This window comes from Pseudomonas sp. WS 5503, assembly GCF_012985385.1.
Taxonomy (GTDB): Bacteria; Pseudomonadota; Gammaproteobacteria; order Pseudomonadales; family Pseudomonadaceae; genus Aquipseudomonas; species Aquipseudomonas paracarnis.
The window spans coordinates 24,587-47,559 of sequence record NZ_JAAQWI010000009.1 but is presented as its reverse complement, the minus strand read 5'-3'; the positions used below and the strand labels follow the sequence as shown (position 1 = coordinate 47,559).

23 protein-coding genes are annotated in these 22,973 nt (G+C 55.5%); 8 read left to right on the top strand and 15 right to left on the bottom strand.

The genetic code is table 11. The annotated features are described in order from the left end of the window. The first annotated feature begins 49 nt into the window (after positions 1-49). The 3 genes from HBO10_RS21915 (at position 50) to HBO10_RS21905 (ending at position 1,973) form a co-directional block, all read left to right on the top strand. The gene (locus HBO10_RS21915; protein ID WP_034127437.1) at positions 50-358 is read left to right on the top strand and encodes a hypothetical protein; all 309 of its coding nucleotides are present in this window, start codon (positions 50-52) and stop codon (positions 356-358) included. Between the two features lie 150 nt (positions 359-508). Continuing rightward, positions 509-805, top strand: coding sequence for a hypothetical protein (locus tag HBO10_RS21910; RefSeq protein ID WP_034127436.1), 297 nt, complete (start codon positions 509-511; stop codon positions 803-805). A gap of 235 nt (positions 806-1,040) precedes the next feature. Beyond that, positions 1,041-1,973, top strand: a complete 933-nt coding sequence (locus tag HBO10_RS21905) for a hypothetical protein (protein ID WP_034127435.1) — start codon at positions 1,041-1,043, stop codon at positions 1,971-1,973. Between the two features lie 228 nt (positions 1,974-2,201). Here the strand turns inward: HBO10_RS21905 and HBO10_RS21900 are convergent, their stop codons facing one another. From HBO10_RS21900 to HBO10_RS21875, 6 genes are all read right to left on the bottom strand, one after another. Beyond that, a complete protein-coding gene (locus tag HBO10_RS21900) occupies positions 2,202-2,834 on the bottom strand; it encodes a hypothetical protein (RefSeq protein ID WP_034127434.1) in 633 nt (210 codons plus the stop codon). Positions 2,835-3,104: 270 nt separating this feature from the next. Continuing rightward, a complete protein-coding gene (locus HBO10_RS21895) occupies positions 3,105-3,662 on the bottom strand; it encodes a hypothetical protein (protein WP_034127433.1) in 558 nt (185 codons plus the stop codon). Between the two features lie 258 nt (positions 3,663-3,920). Next, the gene (locus HBO10_RS21890; RefSeq protein ID WP_034127432.1) at positions 3,921-5,246 is read right to left on the bottom strand and encodes a hypothetical protein; all 1,326 of its coding nucleotides are present in this window, start codon (positions 5,244-5,246) and stop codon (positions 3,921-3,923) included. A gap of 42 nt (positions 5,247-5,288) precedes the next feature. Beyond that, positions 5,289-5,873: a hypothetical protein gene (locus tag HBO10_RS21885; protein ID WP_034127431.1), complete on the bottom strand. Its 585-nt coding sequence runs from the start codon at positions 5,871-5,873 to the stop codon at positions 5,289-5,291. Then, positions 5,863-7,005, bottom strand: a complete 1,143-nt coding sequence (locus HBO10_RS21880; RefSeq protein ID WP_186353488.1) for an XRE family transcriptional regulator — start codon at positions 7,003-7,005, stop codon at positions 5,863-5,865. The genes HBO10_RS21885 and HBO10_RS21880 overlap by 11 nt, the downstream gene beginning before the upstream one ends. Before the next feature lie 1,001 nt (positions 7,006-8,006). Continuing rightward, a complete protein-coding gene (locus HBO10_RS21875) occupies positions 8,007-8,507 on the bottom strand; it encodes an Lrp/AsnC family transcriptional regulator (protein ID WP_034127430.1) in 501 nt (166 codons plus the stop codon). 119 nt (positions 8,508-8,626) lie between these two features. On the opposite strand from HBO10_RS21875, the gene HBO10_RS21870 reads away from it, so the two are divergent. Continuing rightward, positions 8,627-9,661, top strand: a complete 1,035-nt coding sequence (locus HBO10_RS21870; protein ID WP_034127429.1) for a histone deacetylase family protein — start codon at positions 8,627-8,629, stop codon at positions 9,659-9,661. Positions 9,662-9,766: 105 nt separating this feature from the next. Further along, a complete protein-coding gene (locus HBO10_RS21865) occupies positions 9,767-11,197 on the top strand; it encodes an amino acid permease (RefSeq protein WP_034127428.1) in 1,431 nt (476 codons plus the stop codon). Positions 11,198-11,269: 72 nt separating this feature from the next. On the opposite strand, the gene HBO10_RS21860 is transcribed toward HBO10_RS21865, so the two are convergent. The 5 genes from HBO10_RS21860 to HBO10_RS21840 form a co-directional block, all read right to left on the bottom strand. Then, positions 11,270-11,518: a CsbD family protein gene (locus HBO10_RS21860; protein ID WP_014718439.1), complete on the bottom strand. Its 249-nt coding sequence runs from the start codon at positions 11,516-11,518 to the stop codon at positions 11,270-11,272. A gap of 112 nt (positions 11,519-11,630) precedes the next feature. Further along, positions 11,631-12,224, bottom strand: a complete 594-nt coding sequence (locus HBO10_RS21855; protein WP_034127427.1) for a hypothetical protein — start codon at positions 12,222-12,224, stop codon at positions 11,631-11,633. 6 nt (positions 12,225-12,230) lie between these two features. Next, a complete protein-coding gene (locus HBO10_RS21850) occupies positions 12,231-13,010 on the bottom strand; it encodes a hypothetical protein (RefSeq protein WP_152612726.1) in 780 nt (259 codons plus the stop codon). 10 nt (positions 13,011-13,020) lie between these two features. Then, the gene (locus tag HBO10_RS21845; RefSeq protein WP_034127426.1) at positions 13,021-13,647 is read right to left on the bottom strand and encodes a dTMP kinase; all 627 of its coding nucleotides are present in this window, start codon (positions 13,645-13,647) and stop codon (positions 13,021-13,023) included. A gap of 143 nt (positions 13,648-13,790) precedes the next feature. Beyond that, positions 13,791-15,518, bottom strand: coding sequence for a hydrogenase maturation protein (locus HBO10_RS21840; RefSeq protein ID WP_034127425.1), 1,728 nt, complete (start codon positions 15,516-15,518; stop codon positions 13,791-13,793). 247 nt (positions 15,519-15,765) lie between these two features. On the opposite strand from HBO10_RS21840, the gene HBO10_RS21835 reads away from it, so the two are divergent. From HBO10_RS21835 to HBO10_RS21825, 3 genes are all read left to right on the top strand, one after another. After that, a complete protein-coding gene (locus HBO10_RS21835; RefSeq protein ID WP_034127424.1) occupies positions 15,766-15,993 on the top strand; it encodes a hypothetical protein in 228 nt (75 codons plus the stop codon). Positions 15,994-16,049: 56 nt separating this feature from the next. After that, positions 16,050-16,310, top strand: a complete 261-nt coding sequence (locus tag HBO10_RS21830) for a metallothionein (protein ID WP_034127423.1) — start codon at positions 16,050-16,052, stop codon at positions 16,308-16,310. Positions 16,311-16,427: 117 nt separating this feature from the next. Continuing rightward, positions 16,428-17,333, top strand: coding sequence for a LysR family transcriptional regulator (locus tag HBO10_RS21825; protein ID WP_034127422.1), 906 nt, complete (start codon positions 16,428-16,430; stop codon positions 17,331-17,333). Position 17,334: 1 nt separating this feature from the next. Here the strand turns inward: HBO10_RS21825 and HBO10_RS21820 are convergent, their stop codons facing one another. From HBO10_RS21820 to HBO10_RS21805, 4 genes are all read right to left on the bottom strand, one after another. Next, a complete protein-coding gene (locus tag HBO10_RS21820) occupies positions 17,335-18,267 on the bottom strand; it encodes a cupin (RefSeq protein ID WP_034127421.1) in 933 nt (310 codons plus the stop codon). Between the two features lie 131 nt (positions 18,268-18,398). Beyond that, the gene (locus tag HBO10_RS21815; RefSeq protein ID WP_034127420.1) at positions 18,399-19,889 is read right to left on the bottom strand and encodes an aldehyde dehydrogenase; all 1,491 of its coding nucleotides are present in this window, start codon (positions 19,887-19,889) and stop codon (positions 18,399-18,401) included. 153 nt (positions 19,890-20,042) lie between these two features. After that, complete coding sequence (locus HBO10_RS21810; RefSeq protein WP_169922107.1) at positions 20,043-21,422, bottom strand: APC family permease; 1,380 nt, start codon at positions 21,420-21,422, stop codon at positions 20,043-20,045. Between the two features lie 146 nt (positions 21,423-21,568). Beyond that, complete coding sequence (locus HBO10_RS21805; protein ID WP_034127418.1) at positions 21,569-22,951, bottom strand: aspartate aminotransferase family protein; 1,383 nt, start codon at positions 22,949-22,951, stop codon at positions 21,569-21,571. Positions 22,952-22,973 lie beyond the last annotated feature (22 nt).

Here is a 22,973-nt window from a genome sequence, read left to right as displayed (position 1 = left end):
GGCCATGTCCATAGTGTTCATGACAATTCCTTGAATGAGGTGGCTGTCGATGAAACTGATTCAGTGCCGTTTCTCTTCAGGTCAACGACTACCGCTGCTTGTACAAGCTGGTGATGCGACGCCGTTGCCCATACTCATTCCGTTCATCTACGTCCAACTCAAACTCAGGCACCGCGCTTACAACACGGCTGCGGCGCACCTGCGCGCGATCCAGGCTTTCTACGCCTATTCCAAAAGCCGAGATATGGATATCGATGAGGCCATTTTGGCCTGCCACTTTGAGGCGATTCTGGCTTTGCTGGACGGTTACGCTATTTGGCTCCAAAGTGGCCGTCATGCCGATAATCTGATCGCCTGAATCGGCAAACCTGGCACTGTACTTTTTCAGCAGATCAGTTCACGAACACGTGACCAGTACCTGCGCCTGCTGAAGAAATACCTGTCTTGGTGCGTCACCCGTTACATCCCGCGCGCCCGTCAGAATTCAGCCACACAGGCTGACATCAATGTGGTATTTGCCGATGGTGCTGACGTCATTGAGCGGCGCTTTGAGAGCCATATCATCAATGCTCGTCCCGACCGCACTCGTTACCGCAGCCTGACAGATACGCAACTACAGATCGTTCACACACTGATTCGCCCTGGCGCTGCGGAGAATCCGTTCCCGGAACGTTTGCAACTGCGTAACTGGCTAATGATTGAATTGCTCTTGGAGACCGGCACCCCACTCTGTATTAATGACCAGTCGATCAGCACCTTTGAGATGATTTTTTGTGTTCCCTACGAACAAAAATATTGCATATAGAATAAACTGAAATCATGGAGCTCCGTCTGTTCAGGTAGGAGCAGTTCTTGCCAGTTTGAAGCTGCATTCGGAAAAATTTAGTGAAGCTAAATCATGAGCTAGGCGTTTGTGCGATGAATCTACATTCGCTGTACAAAGGAGCGTAGCCTCTGCAAAAATTCGAGATCGTGTAGAGCCTTACAGTTTTTTCGCTGGTGGCACTAATCTTTACAGATTTGACACAAGGAGTAGGAAATTGACCGAAAATCCCGAATCCCCCTCAAAACATCATGTATTTGGTCGTGCTTTGAATGATGTTGAGCATGCCATAGGCATGTATGCCTACAGTTATTGCACGATGCCCGCTGAGGCTATTTACGATAAAGCCATTTTGCAATCTATGATGAGCGTCATTGAAACATGTCACATTTACTGCATCGGATACACACCAATTGTGGATTTCACTGGTGCAAGCCAAACGGGAGATGAGCTTAATATACAATTGAATGTATTGGGTAAAAAGTATACTGTCACGTATTCAATACCTGGTTTAATCTACAAGATGGAAGACGGTTATAATTTCCTAGAGGATCCGGCCGGCGAAAGGTTTTGGCCTGACATGGAGCATGTGCAAGCCCGCCTAAGCAATGAATTTAAAGCTGTTACTTTCGACGTAAAGTACATTGGCCAGGCATACGGTCAAGACGGTTCAAGAAATGCCATTGATCGACTTCTAAAACATGAAACCTTGCAAAAAATAGCGCTGAAGGGAGTTCCTTCAGGGCACAAACTGACTCTACTTTTGCTTTCCATTCAACCTAGCAATCAACTCATTACAATGATGAACCCATTTGCTAAAAATGGCGATAGCGGTGATGCACGGATAAAACAAGGATTGGACAAAGCGCAAAACACTACAGAAGCGGAAAAAATTTCTCTATATGAAGCGGCGCTAATTAGGTATTTTTACCCGGAATTTAATAAAGAATTCAAGGACAGCTTTCCTTCTACCAATCTAAAAATCCTTCAAGATTGCTATGACAAGGATTTTGGCGCCGTTGTAGCTGAAATCTGCATAGATGAATTACCTTTCATGTTATTTTCAGATAATATTGAGCCAAAATTTTATCACGTCGCAAAGCATAACTTGCATAAGAGTGAAGATCGAAAAATGTTCTTTGGCATTTGATCTTGCGAAAATTTCACAAACTAGAAGACTGGGTCAAACACATGATCGCCGTGGCCCGTTTGCCGCTGCGTAGCGACTCTGCAACAACCAGTTCGAGCGTTCAAACGCTGACGGTCGGATCTGGTTCTCGACCTGGTTGTTCCAGGGCTGCCTCATTCGCATGCCTCGCGCAGTTGCTGCGCGAAAAGCGGCAGAAAAAGCTCGGCTTCAGCTTTTTGCTACCCTAAATCAAAGATAAACTTTATCTTTAGAGCTTCTAGAGTGATACTCAGTAAGGTAATCCAAATATTCTTGGAAATATTTATATGGAATTCCAGAATCCACGGCCATTTTTTCAAATTCACCAGGAAAAGGCCGATATATTTTCTTGATCTCTCTCATTCGTGAAACATAGACCCCCTCATAAGTATGGTCGCCTTCATAATATGAAAATAATCTCTTTCCTCTCACACTGAACCCACGCTTCACCAGCATTCTATCAACTTCATATTCGGCCAGATCCGGATGCATATAGAACCATTCGGAGTTCCGACCTGTATATAGATGCAAGACTGGGTCAGCAAAAGATCGTCGATGGATGTAGCCTTCGATAGCTTTCAACTCAACCTTTGAAATTCCATAGGTGCAATTTGCGAGATTATAGGTAGCGAAAAGCACGATGAACGGATTATAGGTTTTTCCTTCTGCAAGCCTTTGCTCAGGCGTTTTTTTTGTTGTTAATCCTATTTTTGATATCCTCATATCTCTAACGTCGGCTGCAATATACAACCACCCAAATGGAGAAAGTGGATGCGCAGCATAGTGATCATTCTGCGTGACGACTTCTTCGTCTGCGTCAAACTCATCGTACTCGAAATCCATTTGAAAACTACTCTATCTGAACCATGATAAATTATTACTGTTTAAGCCTAGATCCGCGATGTTAGATCAGTCATCTACACCGGCTTAACCGATACCCGTGCCACAAACCTGAATTAGGAAGGAGCTTAGTGCATCGACTCGATGAATGATCTCATGCATCTTGTCTTCAAATTCATTTCTAACCCGCAATCTGACTTTCAACCTAGCCGTAACAGACCATCAGCGACTCCCCTACCCTGCTTGGTGGCCCCCGACACTTGAGTCACGGTGTTACTGGTAACCGCGCCAGTGGGCCTCTACCTGCCAAAGCGGCTTTCCGGCCATAGCCTGTCTCACCCCGTCAATGACGTCTTGGTACTGACTGGAGTCGAACTTCGACCAGCGCAGCTTGCGCGCTTTGGCCCACGTGACACGCAGTCCGCCTACGTCATGCACATATAGGTCATCGAGCAGAAGGCTATCGATGGGTGGGTGAAGTGAAGCGACGTTGGCGTGGTTTTCATGCCCTGCACAAACAACTGCACCCTTGAGGTAAACGTTGATCAATTTTGCTGCGACGCCGTGATTGAAGCTGCGCAGGTTATGTTCAGTAGCTGCTTGCATCGCTCTAACGCACCACTGCCGATGCTTCGCATCAATACTATGGGGGGTGGGCAATAACTCGGGGTCTGCTAACAATTCCTTGAGTCCCACTGCCTCAATGATGAGTTTGCCTGTATTGACGTCGAATCGGCAGGTGTTCGTGCTCGCGGCACGGCTCGCTGCCCACGCGGAATACCTGTGTTTGTGTTCGATAATGCAGTAGCTAGATGGACTTACGGTCTGCACGTGAAGCTCCTAATTTATTCAGAACCAATTTCTAAACTCGGCCCTTTCCTGGGCTGGGCAACTGGAATCAGTCGGATGGCGGGCGCGCTTTGGGAATCGCTCCATCAACTCGTAGCTACTTCACTTATTAGTACCACTTGGCATAGACAGGAACTGTCTGTGCAACAAAAAGAAGCCTGACGCACTGAACTCTATAGGCGATTCGCCACCAGGGTTGATCACTCCTACCATGTCGCTGTGTATCCGCTTCCCCTTAGGTTACTTGGCTACGAGCTGCGCGCCTTTGTCTAATAACTCTCCAAGGACACGCTCCCTGGTCTGTGTTGATTGACTTGCCTGCGTCACCAGTGCACTGGCGGCCATAGCGGCAAGGCGTCGTGCACTAACGCGTTTCTGAGTTGAGATTTTCTCGATGCCACCTCTCCCATGGATGAAGGCGCTCCGCAGGTTGAACAGGTCAGCGTAAAGGTCTGCAGCAGAAGCATCGTCCAGAGCGGATGCTAACCGGACGCCCACGCGTTTAGTAGCACCAATATTTGGATGATGCAGCTTCCGGGCCTTCGGATTGTGATCTGTCTGAAGTCCCAGGGCGGCCTCGATGGCGGTCAAGTGTGCCATGAACTCATCAATGCCATTTGCAAGGAATGCCCGCACCACGAAATGCATGACAGGGGGTTGTAAGAGCTCTGAGTCGAGAGCGCTTTTGAAGTCCGTCCATCGTTCATCACTGAACTCAAGCATTTCACCTCTGGCGGAATCTATCAGCCTGAGTTCAATGGGGCGCTCCACCTCGATGGACTCTCCCCAATAGTCCGTATAGGTATGCGGCTCCCATGAAAGCGTATCCGCGCTAGGGGGCGCTGAGGGTGAGACGAACAGATCATCGTCGAGACAGTAAATCCAGGGCACCCGAAAACCGCGCCAATCTACTTCGTTCATGGTTGACCACTTCTCCCATGGAGCAAGCAACAGGAAGAAGAGCACGGTTTCAACGGCCTGTGGAAAGCGACCTTTGTGGGGATCAATTTCACCAAAGTCCCTGTCCATGATCGTGGAGAAGTCCGGCATTGCTCGTAGTCCTGCACTACGAGTCACGGGAACATTTTCCTCGATCACAAGCCAATGGAATTGCGATAGTCTCGCCGAGTCGAGCGGTTGGTTTGGATAGCATCTAGCTAGTCTACGAGCATCGAAAAAGGTCTCAAGATCAGCTGCGCTAAATCTACCCAGCCTGACTGCCCCAAACGTTAATGACGGCACGTCCTCCGCCAAATCTAGCGGGCAGATATAAGTGCGACGCGTGCTCGTTTGCTTGAACGCCTGATCCAGCCTCTCCGCCGCTTCACTAACATCGCCAATCTCGGCTTCCAAAACCTCTGGCAGGGTGCCGGGTGCTCCGAGTGATCGCAAAGCATGGTTCAGTGCGAAGGAGGATCCGAAGCTATGTCGACCATTTTCGTACAGGTCCGCACATACCTTCTCAAGCCTTTTGAATACAGGTTCAGACCAAAGACCGTTTTGGGATTTGCGAACGATCCATAGCTCACTAAGAGCTTGAAGAAGCTGCGGCTCAACCTTAGCCAATTTCGTTGCTCCTTATACTATTGCTGCCCTTGCGAACATGAACTACTCGGGCGTGGACAGAGCGTTGCGGGCGCACTGGAGCGCCAACACATAAGCATCTTGCAGGTGAGGCGCAAGACATCCTTCCATTTGCTGGTGTTGACTCAGGACATTACAATGATCGGCATCGTCCAGCCGGCGCGTGAAGATCAACCAGCCATGAAGGTGGGGCGTCGTCTGCGTGGGATGCGCCCCGGTGGCGGCAGATAATTTTCTGGCGCCCTGATCATCCGTTAACACTGCTAGCCCGCGGCCCATGGCGAATGCAATGGATGAAAGCTCTCCCTTCCCTAGTCGCTTGCGACTTTCTAACAATCCAATGACCTGAAGATCCGCAATGCTGCAGGAGTGGACTTCAAACTGACCGGCTCGGCGTGCCTCCTGCAGTCGACGCTGTAGCTCACGACTCGAATCATTTGGCAATGTCCTAGGTTTAGCTAGACATTCGTAATCCACAAAGCCTGTCACACAGAAGCTGCATTTAGCTGCGACTGCGGCCCGGTAAAGGGTTGAGGATGATAGAACGTTCCAGACGGAACACGTATCTGTCACGTTGTGAAGGTGGAATTGAGAAGGATCAATGGCCATAAGATGATCTTCCGTAAAGGGATAATAGATCTCGAAGCTCTTCGTAGTCGCACAATAAGGCCTCTGCCAATCTCCCCCGTGTGATGACTCCCTGACTGGCCGCATCCAGACATAAGGCGACGTAGCTATCCGACAGCCCTCTCTCCAACAAACGAGCTTTACGCTCCCGTTGTCGTGGTGCTAATTGATCTGGAAGCTCTGGATCGACTTTGAGATTACGAGGCACTCGACACGATTTGATGTGTTGGAATACAGCCTCGCTAATCAGCCCTTCAGCTTTGAGCCCAATACCAAGGGCCACGCAGCTCACTCGCAGTTCATTTGCCCAGTGCTGGACGTCTGCCTCCACCCAACGTTTAGGATCAGGCAGTTGACGAAGGAATTCTGGTGGCATCAGGTAGCGAGAGGCAAAGGTGTTCGCTCGTAGCTCCCGGCGATCATCCTTATCCGTTTGCACGTAGGTAATGCTGGGACCGTCACTCGCATCAAATAGGGCGTGAGCCATTTCATGAGCCGCACTGAACCGCTGCCTGTACACATCCTCGCTGTAATTAACCAGGATACATTTACCGGCAGTTGGGTGGAGCATGAAGAGGCCGGAAACTTTAGAGTTCCCGAGTTTGCGGCGGAAGACATGTGCTCCCGTCTCACGGATTTCTCGATAGACATCTCTGGGAACAGCGTTGTGTTCGTGTTGGTTGAAGCGACGGAATCCGGTCGCTGCCGAAACACCATCCTTCTTGAAATGGCCGGTAGGAGGCGCAGCCTTGAATTGCCGATGCTTGATACCCAGCTCCTTTGTAAGGAATGCCTCTGTCTCGCAAAGGTACAAAAACTCCTGCACCGCCCGACGATCGTCCTTTGAGAATTCTTTACCGTGTGCCCGGTAAAGGATTTCAGTCTGCTCGAAAGGCGCAACCTGTTCATTAGAAATGAAGAATTTGAAATCGCAGCGGAAAAGGTCAGCCAAGATGAGAACTTCGTCCCCGGTAGGCTCAACTTCGCCTGCCTCGACAGAGCAAAGGCGCTCTAGCGGGATGCGAGTGGCCGCACTCACCTCTTCCACGGTCAGTGCGAGCTGGATGCGATACCGAGAAACCTTTGAACCTAAAGCACTGAGGTTTATTGCCATTGCTGTACCCCGTCTTCCTAGTGAGGGTCAACCCGATCCTAAATGGATCGGTGTTGCCTGGCTACTGGACTAATCCAGAATTAACTCCCATATCGCTTATACCGTTGGTTCCGAGTTCGAAATGCTCGCAGCCATGAAACCCATTGTCGCCCTCCAGTGCAGATCGAAATCCTTTCCCTCCTGCCGCCCGCATACTACGCGTTCGCATCGAAGATGCAGACTAGGTTGTTCAAGTTGCACGCACGCCGCGGCTGAGAATCTACCGTCAGACTCAGAGTGCCGCTGCTAGGCTACGACCCCGAACCACCGAGGGGGCCAGCCGTAGATTCTAGCGCCTGCAATAGTTCAACCCAAATGGCATCACCCGGACGTGCACACCGCGAATTGTCTTCGCATACTGATCATTTAATGATTGGAACCACCAGATCTGAACCCTAAGTCTCTGAAGAGCGACCGACGCCCTTCTCCAGTGCTTCCGCGTCATCCAGCGCAGCACGCAACCGTCATTTGTAGTGCTCAAAGGAGGCGCTGATTAATTCGGTTTTTCGTGCCCAGCTTGCTCTGCAAGCCTTGATTTACAAGGGAGGGACTTTCAGGTTTTCGATTTAATCAGCGGCTCCCTAACGAAGGCAGACAAATTAAAGGAAATCGACCCGAAGCAGCCAAAAACCGAGTCAAAGCTCACAGATGAGAGTTCGCCGACGACTGGGAGATCAGATTGCCAGTCCTTTCCTTATCCCGCTATCGGAGGCGGGGTCAGGTCTACGAAGCAGCTCAGTCGTTCCAGGATTTGGCAATCCCAAGGAGTCCTCTGCAGATAAACCAGAAGCTCCTCATGAACATAAATCTGTGAACATTTGGCTCCATACACCCGGAGAAAACCTGCTAGTGATTGGGGTTCCGATCGCTCATAAACAATAAGCATCGCCCATAAGTTAAATTACATATCATAGACGTTCATGAGTGGCCTAAACCACTGAGGTGATCTAACCCCTGCCCATTCACGCCTTGATCGATTTGGGTATCGCGATACGGCTACTGGTCTTAATTTCGCGTAAAGCCAGACTGGACTGGATGGACGCAATACCCACCTGACGCCTGAGCACCTGTTCGATAAAGTCACTGTAGCTATCAAGGTCTTCTGCCAACACTTGCAGCACGTAATCGGCATCCCCGGTGATCTTGTGACAGGACAAGACTTCAGGCAGTTGAGCAATCACCGCCTCAAAATCATCGGGAGCGTGGTCGGCGTGGGTGGAAAAACGGATGTGCACGAACGCCATGATATCCAGCCCCAGCATTCGTCGATCAAGGTTCGCCTGATAGCCTATAATCACACCCGCCTCCTCCATTCTCTTACGCCGCCTCCAACAAGGTGTCAGGCTTAACGACAAGCGCTCACTGAGTTCAGAGTTGGAAATACCCGCATCCTCCTGCAGCAACGCGAGAATCGCCAGGTCGGTGTCGTCGAGACTGATGCGTTTGGATGTTTTTTTCTGCATTACGTCATTCCTGAGTAAAAACGCCCGAATAATCCAGTAAACCACGAAAACAAAGCAAAGAAAGCGCGTCAGAGCCGGAACAGAATATTTGCACTGGCCCATATCAGCGGATGCGCACAATGTTTACAGTTTTCAGTGATTCCCACCGTTTGCACCACGGCACCGAATTGAAAGACGGCGTGCTCAAGCCGTCCTTCGAACAGCCCAGTCGGGCCGATACCGTCCACAATCGGGTCAAACAGGTAGGTCTTGGCCAGATCATCGAACCGCGAGCATTTGATCGGTCGTGCTATGTCAACGCCCACAGCGAGCGCTACGTAACTTTTCTGGAATCTGCCTGGTCTGAATGGTGCGCAACCGGGCGCACCCACGATGCGTTGCCGCTGGTATGGCCAGTGCGTGATCTGGCCAACGAGCAAGTCCCGACTTTCATCGACGGCAAACTGGGTTTCTACGCCATGGACGCCGGCTCGCCCATTACTTCCACCACCTGGCAAGCGGTAAAAACCAGTGCCGATATCGCACTGACCGGACTGGCGCTGATCGATGAAGGCCACGACAGTGCCTTTGCCCTATGCCGTCCGCCCGGCCATCACGCTGCACGTGAATTCATGGGCGGCTATTGCTATCTGAACAACGCGGCCATTGCCGCACAACAGGCTATTACCCGAGGCGCCAAGCGTGTCGCGGTATTGGACGTCGACTTTCATCATGGCAACGGTACCCAGAATATTTTCTACGGGCGCAGTGACGTCATGTTTGTCTCGCTGCACGGCGACCCGACGGTGTCCTATCCGTACTACTCAGGCTACAGCCACGAAGTCGGCGCTGGTCACGGCGAAGGTTACAACCTGAACTATCCGCTGCCGAAGAACACCTCTTGGGAAAGCTACCGCAACGCCTTGCTCCACGCCTGCAAGAAACTCCAGCAATTTGCCCCTGACGTGCTGGTTATTTCACTGGGCGTCGACACCTTCAAGGACGACCCCATCAGCCACTTTTTGCTTGAAAGCGAAGACTTCATCGGCATCGGCGAGCTGATAGCCGGCGTGGGCTGCCCTGCCCTGTTTGTGATGGAGGGTGGCTACATGGTCGATGAAATCGGGATCAATGCAGTCAATGTGCTGCATGGTTACGAGAGCAAACGGGCCTGAAACTCCGCAAACCACTACCGTCAGTAGCCATTACATCTCTATCAAGGTCACGTGATTCCCACTTTTCTACCAAAACTCAAAAACATAAAATCAAGAGGTTTTGTAATGAAATCGACTCCGTCCGAGCGGGTTGAACAGCCCGCGCTGCAGCGCACACTCAGCAATCGTCACATTCAGTTAATGGCCATGGGCGGTGCTATCGGGACAGGCCTGTTCATGGGTTCCGGGAAGATCATCGCCCTCTCCGGCACGTCGATCATCCTCATCTATATGATCATCGGTCTGTTCGTCTACTTCGTCATGCGTGCCATGGGCGAAATGTTACTTTCCAACTTGAGCTTCAAAACCTTCGCTGATTTTGCCGGTGCCTATCTTGGCCCACGCGCAGCATTCTTTCTCGGCTGGTCATATTGGCTAAGCTGGAGCGTTGCAGTGATAGGTGATGCAGTCGTGGTGGGTGGATTTTTTCAGTATTGGTTCCCTGATGTACCCGCCTGGATACCAGCCATCGGCATGCTGATAACACTGTTCGCCTTGAACGTGCTGACTGTCAGGCTCTTCGGTGAAGTGGAGTTCTGGTTCGCGATCATCAAAATCATTGCCGTCGTTGCCCTGATTGGGGTTAGCATGGTGCTGATTGCCAGCTCCTTTGTCTCACCCAGTGGCGTCACCGCGTCCCTGAACAACTTGCTGGATAAACAGGGCGCATTCCCCAACGGCTTGTTCGGTTTCTTTGCCGGGTTTCAGATGGCGATTTTCTCATTTGCGGGCACCGAGCTGATCGGCACCGCAGCCGCCGAAACGCGCTCCCCCGAAAAGACCCTGCCTAAAGCCATCAACTCGATTCCGCTCAGAATCATCTTGTTTTATGTGCTGGCACTGGCCTGCATTATTGCAGTGACGTCCTGGCAACAGGTTTCGCCCAACAAGAGCCCCTTCGTCGAGCTGTTTCTGGTTGCGGGGTTCCCCGCAGCAGCCGGTATTGTCAACTTTGTGGTGCTGACATCCGCCGCCTCATCGGCCAACAGTGGCGTATTTTCGTCCAGTCGGATGCTGTTCGGGCTGGCCAATCAGGACAACGCTCCGGGGATTTTCCGGCGTCTGTCGAGCAACAGCGTGCCTCTGCTGAGTTTGGCGTTCACCACCTTGTTGATGCTGCTGGGCGTGTTGTTGCTGTTCATCGTTCCAGAAGTCATGACCGCCTTCACCATCGTCTCTACCGTGTCAGCAATTCTGGTGATTTTCACTTGGTCGACGATCCTCGCGTCGTACATTGCCTATCGCAATACTCGACCTGACCTACATGCAAAATCGACCTACAAGATGCCTGGCGGCGCGCCGATGGCCTGGTTCTCTTTGGCGTTTCTGGGCTTTGTTCTTTGTCTGCTGGCATTGAGACCAGACACCCGAATTGCCTTGATGGTCATGCCGGGGTGGTTCCTATGGTTGGCAATTGCTTACCAGTTGACCTGTTCCAGAAAACCCAAGCCCGTTGACAGTTCGGCAAATCAATACAAACGCGAAGGCTTGGTTTAAGGGCTATGGCTTACCGCCCTCGTACCTCCTGGCGCGGAACTCCAAGGAGTACGAGGGAAATCTTGTTGAGGTTCAGCGACCAAGCAATCTTTTCAGCACCAGTAGAGCAACAGCTCCGATTGCCAGTGCAGCAACCGGCTTCTCTTTGACGAATGTAGAAACACTGTCCAGTGCGTCGCCATAGGTTTGCGTCAGTTGACCCGCAGCTTGGCGTCCAGCGCCCTCAGCTTCCAACTTCGAATCGCCAAAAAGCTTCCCGACTGCGCTCTGGGCTTTGCCAGCAACCTTTTCTACAACGCCTTCTACCTGTTCGCTCTTCATGATTAACCAAACCTTCGTGTGTGATTGGGTAACCCAGGAAAACCCCGGGCTTGAGGCAACGTGCAAAGCGTTAGGTGGACAGGCTTAGTGATTAGTTCAAAGTTGATGAAGCTCACTTGGTCCAGATCAACCGATAAGTCTTCTTCCCTGTAGCGGCATCGTGATAGGGATTTTCGCCCGGGACCTCTCGCGTGCGCACGCACGGGCGTCCCTCGCAGTCAATAATGGCAGCGTCACCACCCTGGCGTTTCAACGCTTCTATGTTTTGCTCAAGCACCGCTAACTCTCGTTGCCTTTGCGCAATCTCATCGGTGCTGGGGACCGCAAAGAAAAACAGCAACGCCAGAGGCAATACCACACCTAGATGAATGGCGAAGATGCTGAGCCAGAATCGACGCTTAAGGCTGTCACTGGCGGCCTGGTACTTTTGCGCCGCATCAAGCGCCGCGGCATCGGCCTGTCTGAACCTGCCAACCAACTGCTCGGCCGCCTTTGAAGCCACTGAATCTGCGATCTGCGCCGCTGAAGCGCCCAGTATCGTCGGAATCTGTTGCAGGCTCTGCTCAACACGTTTTTCCAGATAGCCAAGGCGCGCAATCGCCTGCTCAGCGGCTTTTCTGTCATTTTCCGCTGCGCTCATGATGCCCTTGGCAGCAACGGCCATGGCCCGCAGGCTGAGGTCATTCTCGTTCACGTGTTCGTCCATGGGTCATTACCTTCCATATTCGGGGCCGTCGCGGTGTTTGGGACGCTTCATGCCTCGCTCCAATGCAGGCACAGATCGCTCCAGCTGCGGACCGCTCATTTCCAGCTCCAGCCATTGCCTGTGCGGCATACTCAAATCACAGACGTCTCGCAGCTGAACAAAATGCATTGCTCCACCTGCGCCCATGACCAGAAGCACGCCACCTGCGCCCACCGGGTCGTCAGCTTGAATATTGCGTAAAAATCGCAGGTATATCTGTGAACGCTCGCGCATCATCGGGTCCAGGCCGCGAACAGCTTCGCGCGCGGTTTGCTCCACGAGTCGTTCAAGGCTTCCCGCGGACAACGCCAAGTGTTCGTCGTCGAAGGCGTCGAGATATGGAACGGCTCGCGAAACCAGAGGCGTGTCGGTGTCATTGGCGCCCACCTCCACATACCAGTGCAGGCTTCTGGACGTTTCGACCAATACCTGATTCTCACCTGTCAGGGCGGCCATGAGTAAACGATGTCGCAGCCGTTCTTTTTTCAGGCTGGCGCCCTTCATCTTGAATTCGATCAAGCGCACGACACCTGGAAAGCTCAGCAGTACGTCAGCCAGCTCTTTGTCTGCAGGCGTCTGCTGTAGCAGGTTGACCACGCTTGGGATCGAGGTGTTTGCGTCTAGACATGACCGCACGGCGAATCCGAGACCGTACAGGAAGTTTCCTATCACGACGTTTTCATAGAGTTTCTTCGTTCGGTGACGTTTGTTCTGATGACCAACATCATCCTGATCTTGCTGGTTCAACGGCACTCCGTTACTCCTGATGCTTGGGATGAAGGACCTTATATATCTGCAAAACCACCCGCCTCACCGCCTCTTCAATCGTCCATTCATTGCGACACACTACCCACCCCTGCTCCACAGCCGCTCGCTCAAACGCCTCGGTACACGCAACTTGCTCCTCCAGCTTAGACATCACCGTACTGCTCAACCCCCGCCGTCGTGCTGCCGCCCGCGCCCAGGATATTTGCGCCGCGGTGACAACCCCCACGTGCAGGTCCGGCACTTGCACCTGCCGATTAATGTTCAGCTCAAGAATGTCTGCAAAGGGTATCAACCGACGAAACGCGGCATCAGACGGGTACCAGCGATCCATCAGGATGATGCTGTCAGGTGGCTGCGCGGCCAGTACGTTCCGAGTAATCCAGCTGCGGCTGTCGGCAAAGCGCTCACACACCTCAAGTTCCAGATCCCGGCTGGGATCTCGGGCGAACGTGTTAACCAGAGCCATCGTTTGCGCTCGACAGGGATCGCTCTTGCGCTCGCACAGTCGCACGACCTTTAGGTTGTCGGCCCTCAACGCTGTCGTAACGGCCTCCAACAGCGTGGTTTTACCGGTGCCTTTGGGGCCATCCATCGAAATAAACAGCGCACGAGTCATACGGGCGCTGCATCATCGTTCAGGTTGTGCAGTTCCATGGGGCCTCGGGGTCTGAGCGTTTGGGCGAGTTGGCCTCCATTATGGGCAACCCTATTGCCCAATGCGAGGCCGGACTGGCCGACGCGCCCTCCCCGCGTCGACGGTCAGTCATTCAGCATCCGGCTTTCCGGCACCCCAGCCTCGTACCTCAACGCCCATGGCGCAATCAACCGCTGCGGGGTCTGGCAGGTTTTGCGTTTAAACACGAAGTTGCGGCATTTCTCGGCAAACTGCTGGCGATTTCCCACCATGTCGAATCGCATCTGTGCCAGTTCCTGCTCGCGACAGCGTTCAACTTGCTGAGTATCCAGCGTGGCTTTACGTGTGCGTGCATGAAGGTACTTATCATCGGTCAACGCACTGTCGGCCTGTTGCAAAAGCCACAAGCCAAATGCTTGTGGGCAACGCGGGCCGATGGCCTGAACCATGCCGTACTGCTGGGCCTGGATGGCGCTGATGGGCAGGCATTCTTCGGTAAGCTTATGCGCGATTTCGCTGCCCACGGCCCGTGGCAGGCTGTAGGTCCAGTATTCGGAGCCGTAGAGTCCCATGGTCTTGTAGTGCGGGTTGAGCACCACACCTTCGCGAGCCAATACAATGTCGGCGGCCAGCGCCAGCATCACGCCGCCTGCGCCCGCGCTGCCGGTCAGGCCGCTGATCACCAGTTGCCTGGCGGTGAGCAGCTCCAGGCACACATCGTCGATGGCTTGAATGTTGGCCCAGGCTTCCAGCCCTGGCACGTCGGCGGCCTGGATGACATTGAGGTGAACGCCATTGGAAAAGCTGCCGCGTCCGCCCTTGATCAGCAACACCTGGGTATCTCGCGCCTTGGCCCAGCGCAACGCTGCGACCAGCCGCTGGCATTGTTCGGTGCTCATGGCGCCGTTGTAGAACTCGAACGTCAGTTCGCCGATGTGGCCGAACTCTTGGTAGCGAATGGGTTGATAGACCCGCTCGTTGAAAGGCTGGCGGGCGATTGAGCTGTCCAGCACCGGAACGCCGGCCAGCCTTTGCGCCAGTACGTGCCGTGCCGGCAGCTTGAAGGTCTCTGGGCCTTTGGGTTTGAGCGAGCCGATCCACAGGCTGTGATCTCCGGCCGCCACCAGCACAGCGTCGTCCTGTACCGCGAGGATTTCTCCGGGCGTGCCCTGGCGGGCGTCCAAGTGCGCGTCGTAGAGGTAATATTGCCCGCCCAACAGGCTGGCCAACACGCCGGGCTGGCCATCGGCAGCATCGATGCTGCGTTTGATAAAGCCTGCGCAATCGAACCAACTGAAGGTGCGGTCGGCCTGGGTCATGTTCGGCTGCAAGTGCCCGATGACGCTGGGTTGGGTGTAATCGAGCGGTGTGGGGACGAAGCCCTTGGCGAATTTCGCCACTACGTCACGAATGCAAACCATCGCGGCGTCGCTCACCAGGCCGTTGTACAGCTCGGATTTGCGCACCTGGTCGGGCATGTCGAACTCACAGGTGGACCATATCGGTCCTGCATCCATTTCTTCCACCGCTTGCAAAGCCGTGACGCCCCAACGGCGGGCCTGCTGGGTGATAGCCCAATCCAGCGCACTGGCACCGCGGTCACCAACGATGCCCGGATGGATGATCACCACCGGACGCTGCGGATGGCTCCATAGTTGGTGCGGCACACGGTCCTTGAGAAATGGGCAGATCACCAGGTCGGCACCTGACGCCTCGACCTGCTGGCACACCGTGGCTTGATCGGTGAACACCACAACGCTGGGGTCGTGACCCGCCTGGCGCAGATCCAGCCAGGCTCGTTGGGTCAAACCGTTGAATGCCGATGATAACAACAGGATCTTGAGTGATCGCATGGCTGACTCTTCCTTGAGAATGTGCGACCAGAGCTGCTCGTTGAGCCGTCCCTGGCCATCGATAAGCGCCCAAGGTTATAGAGCGGGCCAGCACGGCCACCTGATCGAGATCAATAGTCGGGTTCTGTTGTTCTCAAGGTTCGGCCGGTGAAAGCGGCTTATATTTTCTGAATCACTGCGCAGCCCACTCATCAAACGAACATGCCCTGCTCGGGTTTGCCTTGTTAACCGTAACGGAGCCACGTTCATGTTCGAGAAAGCGCATTACCTCATCAGTTTCATCCTCGACAACCAGCCACAAAGCCGCACGCTTGAGCACGATGCCGACACGCTGGACCCGCAATGGGCCGAGTCCCTGCTCAGGCAGCGCTTCGCAGAGCTCAAGGACGCGAAATTGAGCGACGTCCAGGTGCAAAAGCGCAACAAGCCGGCCGATGAAGGCCATGACATCCCAGGGCATTACCAGCAGCCCTGATTTACGTATCAGAAAACTGCTGCCCGTTTATCAATCACTGAATATTCGGAGGACCTATGAACCCGACAACTCAAGGTTGGACCTGCGCCTGCCCAGGCTGCACCTGCCAGGTGACCCATGACACGCGTCACCAGCGCAACGGCAAAGCCTACTGCAGCCAGGCATGCGCCGACTTGCACCCCCAGGGTCAAGCGTGCCCCAGTGCCGATTGCCATTGCGAGTCGAATGTGAAGGTGCAAGACCGCGCTGTCAGCGATAGCCAGCTCGACGAGGCGATCGAAGAAACCTTTCCTGCGAGCGATCCCATATCGCCTTGATCATTCAGACCCATTAGGAAAACGGGGGCTGCATCGTGGCTCTAGGGTCTAGCAGTTGACAGCCCCCGGCAAAACTCAACAACCTGCACGTCTCACCGCCCTGCCCTGAGGCTGCCCTTGGACTATTTCACCGCGCTCACCGCCTTCATCGAAGCCGCCGAAGGCAACAATTTCTCGCGTGCCGCCGAACGCTTGGGGATCAAGGCCTCAACGGTTTCACGCTATGTGAAGGACCTTGAGCAGGACCTGGGCATCGCGCTGTTCAACCGCTCCACACGCACGCTGCATCTGACCGAAGGCGGTCAGACCTTCCTGATACACGCACGCAGGGTATTGGATGAACTGGAACACGCCAAAGCCGCCACGTCTGCGCTGAACCAGCATCCCCGGGGCGTGTTGAAACTCAACCTGCCGCCGGCGTTTGCTCGGCATCACATTCTGCCGGCGTTGAATGACTTTCTGGTGCGCTACCCGCAGATCTGCGTGGAACTGGTGCTGGATAACACCCAGGTCAATTTGATTCATGCCGGCGTCGACTTAGCCATACGCATTGGCGAGCTGGCCGATTCGACCCTCAAGGCACGCAAGCTCAGCGACGGCCACTACCGCTTGGTGGTCAGCCCGGCGTTTGGCATGCAGCACCCTCCTCCTTCCACGCCCACCGACCTGGCCGGTTTGCCTGCGGTGCTGGGCACGGCGACCACCGGCGATATCAGTTTTGTATCCGCCGGCCGCGCGCTCCCGTTGCAGCATGACGGCGTTATTCGAATCAATGACCTGGACGCGCAACTCATCGCCGTGCGCCAAGGCTTGGGCTTTGGGCTGTTGCCGGACTGGCTGGTGGCGCGAAGTATCGAGGCCGGCGACTTGGCAGTGTGGCTGCCCGAATGGCATATCCAGGGCGTGGAGCGGGCGTTTGCGGTGTGGTTTGTGTACCCGCCCAAGCGCATCGTATCGTCCAAGGTCCGGTGTTTTATCGACTTTATCGTTGAACGACTGGGCGAAACACCGGACTGGAAGTGACTCAACTGAAGCGGATATCCAGCGCACGCAAGTAGGTTTGCAGCCCCGCATCCTGAATCGGGATCAGGAACGCCTCGCTATCCGATTCATTAAAATGCGCATGCCAGTAACCCGGTGGCGTGACAAACGCCAGGCCGGGCGACCAGTCGACCCGCTGCGGGTTACGAATTTGCCCATCCGCGTCCAGCTCGGTGCCCACCAATGAATAACAGCCCGCGGGGCAATCAATAATGAAGTCCAGTGCAATCGACTGATGCCGATGGGGTTTCTGCACCGATCCCGCCGGCAGAATCCCGTACATGGCCCACAGCACGTGGGTCACCGTGCGCGTCTGCGGGAAATGACGGTTGCCCAGCAGGATGCTGATGCGGCTGCGGTCCTGTGCCCTGGGATCATCGGCCGCTTCACGCAACTTCGCGTTGGCCAGTGCTGCTGGGTACAGGGTCGGCGCAAAGCGATCGGCGCGGGGTGTCACCCCCAGGTAACGCAGCAACGGCTCATCGTGCACATAGTAAAGACGTGCATCCTCGCGGGCACTGAAGTGCGCTTGCTGTAATCCCGGCAGGGCGATAAAGCAGCCCTTGGACCATTGAATCTCATACTCCCCCTGAACCACGCTGCCCTCTCCGGCAATCACGTAGAACACCTGGGAAGTGGCGTTGGGTTGCAGGGTCAGCGTGTCGCCACGGTTAAGGCGCATGAAGTTCGCGCATAGCCCGGGGCCTGTCGCAGGGCCTTCGCAGCCCAAGGCGTCGCTGAGGTCCAGCGGTACCACGCGGGAGGGGCCACTGTCATACAGCGAGGCCGGAAAGCTGTGGTAGGGAATGCGGGAAATCAGGTTGGCACTGATGGGATTCGCCGCCTTGCTGTACTCGAAGTACTCGGCGTCCACTTGGTTGATATCCGTCAGTGCGGGGTCGAATTCACGGTTCATCAGGCTCACCTCAGTCTTGGGCTGGATCGCGCAGCACGGTTGAAGCGCTGCACGGGCTAAGTGGACTATAGGCATTGCCCACTGGCGGATGAATGCCTGTAACGGCACAGCAGTTATGCGAAACGGGGCAGTTAACGCAATTGGAACCAGGTGGTTTTCAACTGGGTGTACTTATCAAACGAATGCAGCGACAAATCGCGCCCGAACCCCGACTGTTTGCCGCCGCCAAACGGCACGGTCACGTCCAGGGCGTCAATGGTGTTGACCGACACGGTACCGGCATTCAGGGCACGCGCCACGCGATGCGCACGGTTCAGGTCATCACTCCACACCGATGCCGCCAGGCCGTAGACGCTGTCGTTGGCTTGCTGTATCGCCTGTTCTTCGGTATCGAAGGCACTCACCGCCAGCACGGGGCCAAACACCTCCTCACGGGACAGGCGCATGTCAGCGGTGACGTTGGCGAATATCGTCGGCTGGATGAAGTTTGAACAACCCTCGATGTTCAACTGTTGGCCACCGGTCAACAGCGCGGCACCGTCTGCGTGCGCCCGGCCGATGGCCTGCATGATGCGTGCGGTTTGCCCGCTGTCGACAATTGCACCGGCGGCGCTGGCAGGGTTCAGTGGGTTGCCGGGCATCCAGGCGTGGGATTTATCGATCAGGCGCTCGATGAACTCGTCGTGGATGCAGCGTTGCACGTAGAGGCGCGAATTGGCCGAACACACCTCGCCCTGGTTGAAGAATATCCCGAAGGCCGCCTTCTCCGCCGCCAGGTCCAGGTCCTGACAGTCTGCAAACACCAGGTTCGGGCTCTTGCCACCACACTCCAGCCACACCTGCTTGAGGTTGGACTGCGCGGAGTACTGCATGAAGTACTTGCCCACTTGGGTCGAACCGGTAAATACCAGGCAATCGACGTCCGGGTGCAACCCCAGTGCCTTGCCGGCGCCATCGCCCATGCCTGGCACCACGTTCAGCACGCCCTCGGGGACGCCCGCCTCGAGCGCCAGTTGGGCCAGGCGCAGGGCGGAAAACGGCGATTGCTCAGCGGGCTTGAGTACCACGCTATTGCCTGCCGCCAAGGCGGGTGCCAATTTCCAGGCGGCCATGTCCAGCGGGAAGTTCCACGGCACCACCGCTGCAATCACGCCCAATGCTTCGCGGGTAATGGTCGCCAACGCGTTGTGGGCAGTCGGCGCGACCTGATCGTAGAGCTTGTCCAGGGCCTCACCGTACCAGGCGAAAACATGGGCCGCGCCGGGTACGTCGACGTTATAGGCGTCCATTACCGGCTTGCCCATGTTCAGGGAGTCCAGCAGTGCGAGTTCTTCGCGGTGGGTCATCAACAGGTCGGCGAGTTTGATCAGGACTTTTTTGCGTTCGCCTGGAGGCATGCGCCGCCAGGGGCCGTTGTCAAAGGCGCGGCGTGCGGAGCGTACTGCCAGGTCGACCTCCGCTGCACCGCAGGCGGCGACCTGCGCAAGCAAGCGGTTGGTCGCCGGGTTGATGGTGTCGAAGGTCGCCCCGGAGAGTGCACCTACGGGCTGGCCGTCGATCAGGGCGGTGCTGATGAAGGTTTGGCGGGCAGCGCGTTGCTGCCAATAATCGAGGTTGGACATGCTGTACTCCTGAATTGGGCCGTAAGGCTTTTGTAGGAGCGAGCTTGCTCGCGAAAAACTCAAGGGCGCCGCGTTCATCCAGGAAGAACGCGTTATCGTTGACGTTTTTCGCGAGCAAGCTCGCTCCTACGGATGAACCGAGGTGGGGCCTGTTCATTCGGCCATTTGCAGTTCCGGCATGCGTACCCGGAACCCACGCGTGACGCAGAACAAACACACCAGCCCCAGGGCCATCCAGCACAGGCCGATGGTGAACGACAGGCCGGACAGGCTCGTCCACAACCACAGCGTGCTGAGAAACCCCAGGCCCGGCAGTGCGGCGTACAGCAGATAGTTGCGTGTACCGCGCAGCTTCTGGTCGCCCAAGTAATGTTTGATCACGGCCAGGTTCACCGCCGAAAACGCGAACAGCGCGCCAAAGCTGATCATGTTGGCCACGGTGTCCAGGCTGATGAACAGGGCAATCAGCGAAAACAGGCTGACCAGCATGATCGCGTTGGCCGGCACGCGTTTTTTCGTCACCAGCTTGCCGAATACCCTGGGCAACGCGCCGTCGCGGCCCATTGCGAACAGCACGCGGGACACGCTGGCCTGGGAGACCATCGCGGAGGCGAAACAGCCCGCCACATAGGTGGCGGTAAACGCACTCACCAGTAGCTCGCCGCCGACCCGGCGCATCACATCGACCGAAGCCGAGTCGGGATCGGCAAAACTATTCCATTCCGGGAAGACCATCTGGGCGCAATACGACACCACCAAAAACAGCAACCCACCGATCAGCGACACCGCCATGATCGCCTGCGGAATGGTACGACGCGGGTCAGGTGTCTCCTCAGCCATGGTCGACACGGCATCAAACCCCAGGAACGACAAGCACAGCACCGCCGCGCCGGTCATGATCAGCGGCACACTGAAGCCTTCATGGTGAAACGGCTTGAGCAGCGACACCGGCTCGGCTTGCCCGCTGAGGTTGTGGATCGACGACCCCACGAACACCACGATGAACACCAGTTGGGCCACGATCAGCACCCAATTGACCCGGGTAATCGACTCGATACCCACCAGATTCAGCGCCGTCACCAGGGCAATGGAGCCCAATACCCATACCGCGGTGGGCACGGTAGGAAAGTATTCGGACAAGTAGATGCCGATCAGCAAATAGCTGAGCAGCGGCAGGAAGATGTAGTCCAGCAGCAAGGTCCAGCCGGCGATAAAGCCGAAGGAGGCGCCAAACGCCTTGCGCGTATAGGTGTAGACCGAGCCCGAATACGGGTGCGCCTTGACCATGCACCCATAGCTGTAGGCCGTCAGCAGCATGGCAGCCAGGGTCAACAGGTAGGCGGTGGGCAGGTGCCCCTTGGTCATTTGGGTCACCAGACCGTAGGTGGTGAACACCGCCAGCGGCACCATATACGCCAGCCCGAACAGTACAAGCCCGACAAGGCCCAGGGGTTGTCGAAAGCGGCGCGATGAGGTTGGTTGGGTTGGGGTTTGATGGACGGGAGTATCGGCTACGTTTGTTATTGTATTCATTGCTGACTCCTGGAAAGTGGAATGCAGGGCGCCGCGGCGTTCGATCAAATCGACACCTTTGATGAGTCATCCATTGGGAGCGGTGGGCAGGCCGCTATGGGCCGCCCACCCTGTTCAACCGAAGCGGCATGCGGGGGCTCAGCCCTTCACAGTTTTCCCGCGATCCGTGCGGTGCGGTCCACCGCAATGCGGGTCTTGTCGACCAGTTCATCGAGCTCCACGCGGCTGGCTACCAGGGCCGGCGCCATGATCATGCGGCCCAGGGTCGAGCGAATGATCACGCCTTCTTCAAAGCCAAAAGTGCGGCATTGCCAGGCCAGGTCGTTTTCATTGGCAAAGCGTTTGCGCGTGCCTTTGTCCTCGACAAACTGCAAGGCTGCCAGCAGGCCGGTGCCCTGGATCTCGCCGATCAGCGGGTGGTTGCCAAAGACTTCGTGCAGGAGCTTGTGCAAATACGGCCCGGTGTCGTCCTTTACCTTGCGCACGATCCCTTCGTCACGCAAGGCCTTGAGGTTGGCCAGGGCCACCGCCGCCGCAACCGGGTGCCCGGAATACGTCAGTCCATGAGCAAACACCCCGCCCCGCTCTACCAGGGCTTCGGCCATGCGCTTGCTCAATACCAAACCGCCCATGGGCAGGTAACCTGAGGTCAGGCCCTTGGCGATCGACAACGTGTCGGGTTCGAAGCCGAAATACTGATGGGCAAACCACTCACCTGTACGACCGAAACCGCCAATCACTTCATCAGCGCACAGCAGCACATCGTATTGGCGACAGATACGCTGGATCTCCGGCCAGTAGCTTTCTGGCGGAAAAATCATGCCGCCGGCGCCCTGGAAAGGTTCAGCGATAAAACCGGCGACGTTTTGCGCGCCCAACTCCAGAATCTTTTCTTCCAGTTGCAGGGCGCAGCGCCGCCCGAACTCGGCCGGAGTCAAGTCACCGCCCTGGGCGTACCAATAAGGCTCGTCAATGTGCGCGACGTCCGGGATCAAGCCGCCCATTTCATGCATGAATTTCATGCCGCCCAGGGCAGACGCCGCCAGGGTGGAGCCGTGATAGCCGTTCCAGCGACCGATCATGATCTTCTTCTGCGGCTTGCCGAGCACTTGCCAGTAGCGGCGTACGGTGCGGATCAGCACCTCATTGGCTTCGGAACCGGAGTTGGTGTAGATCACATGGCTGTAGTGCCCTGGCAACAGGCTGAACAGCAACTCGGACAGCTCGATCACCGCCGGATGAGTGGTGTGAAAGAACATGTTGTAGTACGCCAGCTGATCCATCTGCGCAGCCGCCGCAGCGGTCAGGTCCTTGCGGCCATAACCCAGCTGCGTACACCACAGGCCCGACATCCCGTCCAGGTAACGCTTACCCTCGCTGTCCCACAGGTACAGGCCCTCACCGCGGACCATTACGCGCGGGCCTTCGGCATTCAGCGCCTTTTGATCCACAAAGGCATGGATATGGTGGGCCGCGTCCGAGGCTTGGTAGTCCTGGGTCTGGCGTTGCCGTTCAAAGGGTAGGTTCATGGCTTTTTCTCTTGTTGTGGGT

Excerpts from the sequence above, each read along its gene's own strand:
- HBO10_RS21915 (WP_034127437.1), top strand. The coding sequence starts at position 50 with ATGAAACTGATTCAGTGCCGTTTCTCTTCAGGTCAACGACTACCGCTG.
- HBO10_RS21900 (WP_034127434.1), bottom strand. The coding sequence starts at position 2,834 with ATGGATTTCGAGTACGATGAGTTTGACGCAGACGAAGAAGTCGTCACG.
- HBO10_RS21885 (WP_034127431.1), bottom strand. The coding sequence starts at position 5,873 with ATGGCCATTGATCCTTCTCAATTCCACCTTCACAACGTGACAGATACG.
- HBO10_RS21880 (WP_186353488.1), bottom strand. The coding sequence starts at position 7,005 with ATGGCAATAAACCTCAGTGCTTTAGGTTCAAAGGTTTCTCGGTATCGC.
- HBO10_RS21875 (WP_034127430.1), bottom strand. The coding sequence starts at position 8,507 with ATGCAGAAAAAAACATCCAAACGCATCAGTCTCGACGACACCGACCTG.
- HBO10_RS21870 (WP_034127429.1), top strand. The coding sequence starts at position 8,627 with ATGTTTACAGTTTTCAGTGATTCCCACCGTTTGCACCACGGCACCGAA.
- HBO10_RS21865 (WP_034127428.1), top strand. The coding sequence starts at position 9,767 with ATGAAATCGACTCCGTCCGAGCGGGTTGAACAGCCCGCGCTGCAGCGC.
- HBO10_RS21860 (WP_014718439.1), bottom strand. The coding sequence starts at position 11,518 with ATGAAGAGCGAACAGGTAGAAGGCGTTGTAGAAAAGGTTGCTGGCAAA.
- HBO10_RS21855 (WP_034127427.1), bottom strand. The coding sequence starts at position 12,224 with ATGGACGAACACGTGAACGAGAATGACCTCAGCCTGCGGGCCATGGCC.
- HBO10_RS21845 (WP_034127426.1), bottom strand. The coding sequence starts at position 13,647 with ATGACTCGTGCGCTGTTTATTTCGATGGATGGCCCCAAAGGCACCGGT.
- HBO10_RS21840 (WP_034127425.1), bottom strand. The coding sequence starts at position 15,518 with ATGCGATCACTCAAGATCCTGTTGTTATCATCGGCATTCAACGGTTTG.
- HBO10_RS21835 (WP_034127424.1), top strand. The coding sequence starts at position 15,766 with ATGTTCGAGAAAGCGCATTACCTCATCAGTTTCATCCTCGACAACCAG.
- HBO10_RS21830 (WP_034127423.1), top strand. The coding sequence starts at position 16,050 with ATGAACCCGACAACTCAAGGTTGGACCTGCGCCTGCCCAGGCTGCACC.
- HBO10_RS21820 (WP_034127421.1), bottom strand. The coding sequence starts at position 18,267 with ATGAACCGTGAATTCGACCCCGCACTGACGGATATCAACCAAGTGGAC.
- HBO10_RS21815 (WP_034127420.1), bottom strand. The coding sequence starts at position 19,889 with ATGTCCAACCTCGATTATTGGCAGCAACGCGCTGCCCGCCAAACCTTC.
- HBO10_RS21810 (WP_169922107.1), bottom strand. The coding sequence starts at position 21,422 with ATGAATACAATAACAAACGTAGCCGATACTCCCGTCCATCAAACCCCA.
- HBO10_RS21805 (WP_034127418.1), bottom strand. The coding sequence starts at position 22,951 with ATGAACCTACCCTTTGAACGGCAACGCCAGACCCAGGACTACCAAGCC.